The 2,031-nt window shown below is 69.8% G+C and carries 1 protein-coding gene and 2 pseudogenes; all 3 read left to right on the top strand.

Going from position 1 to position 2,031, the window contains the following annotated elements; translation table 11 throughout:
* Window positions 1–88: 88 nt before the first annotated feature.
* A pseudogene (locus CcI156_RS23625) lies at window positions 89–979 on the top strand (beta-ketoacyl synthase N-terminal-like domain-containing protein); the annotation flags it as partial.
* Window positions 980–1,003: 24 nt separating this feature from the next.
* The gene (locus tag CcI156_RS23620) at window positions 1,004–1,300 is read left to right on the top strand and encodes an acyl carrier protein (protein ID WP_011438510.1); all 297 of its coding nucleotides are present in this window, start codon (window positions 1,004–1,006) and stop codon (window positions 1,298–1,300) included.
* Between the two features lie 89 nt (window positions 1,301–1,389).
* Window positions 1,390–1,947: pseudogene (locus CcI156_RS23615) on the top strand (SDR family NAD(P)-dependent oxidoreductase); the annotation flags it as partial.
* Between the last annotated feature and the right edge of the window lie 84 nt (window positions 1,948–2,031).

Genomic DNA, 2,031 nt, shown 5'->3' with positions numbered 1-2,031 from the left:
GGCTGACAGCCGCGTTCACCGAGCTCACCCTCGCGATCTGATCACACACTCGACAGGGTCAACCATGCCCTGCCATCCCGCAATGCAACAGACCCTCAGCGCCTACCAGTCCTTCGCCTGGTTCTATGCGGTCAACACCGGCCAGATATCGATCCGGCACCGCCTGCGCGGCCCCGGCGGCGTGATCGTCAGCGACCAGGCCGGGGGTCTGGACGCAATCGCTCAGGCCAGGCGCCAGATCCGGAGAGGMGCCAGGGTGATCGTCTCCGGCGGGGTGGACAGCTCGATCTGCCCCTGGGGCTGGGTTGCCCAGCTGACCAGCGGCCGGCTCAGCACCGATGACGATCCGGTGTCCGCGTTCGTGCCGTTCGACCGGCGGGCCCGCGGGCACGTTCCGGGCGAAGGCGGGGCGCTCCTCGTCCTGGAAGACGCCCGCTCTGCCCGGGATCGGGGCGTCAGTGGTATCTACGGCGAGATCACCGGGTACGCGGCCACCTTCGACCCACGGCCCGGCACCATGCGCGTCCCCGGCCTCGCGCGCGCCATCGAGCTGGCCCTGGCGGACGCGCGGGTGTCGGCGGCCGACGTCGACGTGGTGTTTGCCGACGCGGCCGCGGTACCCGAGCTCGACCGGGCCGAGGCGGAAGCCATCCGAGGGGTGTTCGGGCGACGGGGTGTCGCGGTCACCGCGCCGAAGACGATGACCGGGCGGTTGTACTCCGGTGCGGGGGCGCTTGACGTGGTCGGTGCGCTGCTGGCCATGCGGGACTCCGTCATCCCGCCGACTGTGAACGTGACCGTCGACCCGGAGCACGGGATCGACCTGGTGACCACGCCCCGACCCGGCCCGGTCGGCACGGCGCTCGTGCTCGCCAGGGGGCACGGCGGCTTCAACTCGGCGCTGGTCGCCCGCTCCGTCCACAGCGCGGGTGGCACCGACCTCACCCGAGCCGACTCCCGCGGCCCGGTACCGGAATGACCGACGATCTGTGCGGAGGCGACCATGAATTCCCGGCCAATGACTATCGATGATCTGCGACGTGTTCTTCGCGAGGGTGCCGGCGCCGAGGAGGGGATCGATCTCGACGGCGACATCCTGGACACGTCGTTCGAAAGCCTCGGATACGACTCTCTGGCCCTTCTGGAAACGACGTCCCGGATTGCCAACGAGTACGGGGTGAAGCTTTCCGACGACGCCGCGACGAGCGCGCGGACGCCCCGGGAGCTGCTCGAGCTTGTCAATGTCGGCAGCGGCGGCGTCGTGGTCGGCGGCGGCGCGGACGCGGACCGCCTGCTCTGAGACGGCGTCCACGGCGGCACGCGTCCACACGATCCGAGTCGGGCCTGTCAGGCTGCGGCCGCGCCGGCCCCACCACCAAGGGAGGAACCATGCCARCAAACCAGCCGCCGGGCGCCCAGCCACGGGTGGCAGTGGTCACCGGAGCCACCAGCGGGATCGGACTGGCCGTCACCCGAGCCCTGGCCCGTGGCGGCAACCGGGTCTTCCTCTGTGCACGCGACGTCGCGAACGTGGAGCTMACGGTCAAACAACTGCGCGGGGAAGGCCTCGACGTCAACGGGCTCGTCTGCGACGTGCGCTCCGCCACGCAGGTCGCGGCCTTCGTCACGACGGTCGCCGACCGGTGGGGACCGATCGACATCCTGGTGAACAACGCGGGCCGAAGCGGCGGGGGAACCACCGCAGACATCACGGACGACCTGTGGCTCGACGTTATAAACACAAATCTGAACAGCGTCTTCTTCATGACCCGGGATGTGCTCAGCCGCGGCGGCATGCGCGGCCGCCCGTGGGGACGGATCGTGAACATCGCGTCCACCGCCGGAAAACAGGGCGTCGTACTCGGGGCGCCGTACTCGGCGTCGAAGCACGGCGTGGTCGGTTTTACCAAGGCCCTCGGYAACGAGCTGGGAAAGACGGGGATCACGTAGCTGTTCAGCTCGGGTGGTAGGCGGTGCGCTTGGCGCTTATCGGCGTCAGGGCAGGCGGAGCGCCCCGTGCGCGATGCGCAC

Source organism: Frankia sp. CcI156, assembly GCF_001983015.1.
Lineage (GTDB): Bacteria > Actinomycetota > Actinomycetes > Frankiales > Frankiaceae > Frankia > Frankia casuarinae.
The sequence above is the reverse complement of the archived record's forward strand: the minus strand, read 5'-3'. Positions and strand labels throughout refer to the sequence as shown.

Bases quoted from the DNA above. Each gene is read 5' to 3' on its own strand.
- CcI156_RS23620 (WP_011438510.1), top strand. From the start codon at position 1,004: ATGAATTCCCGGCCAATGACTATCGATGATCTGCGACGTGTTCTTCGC.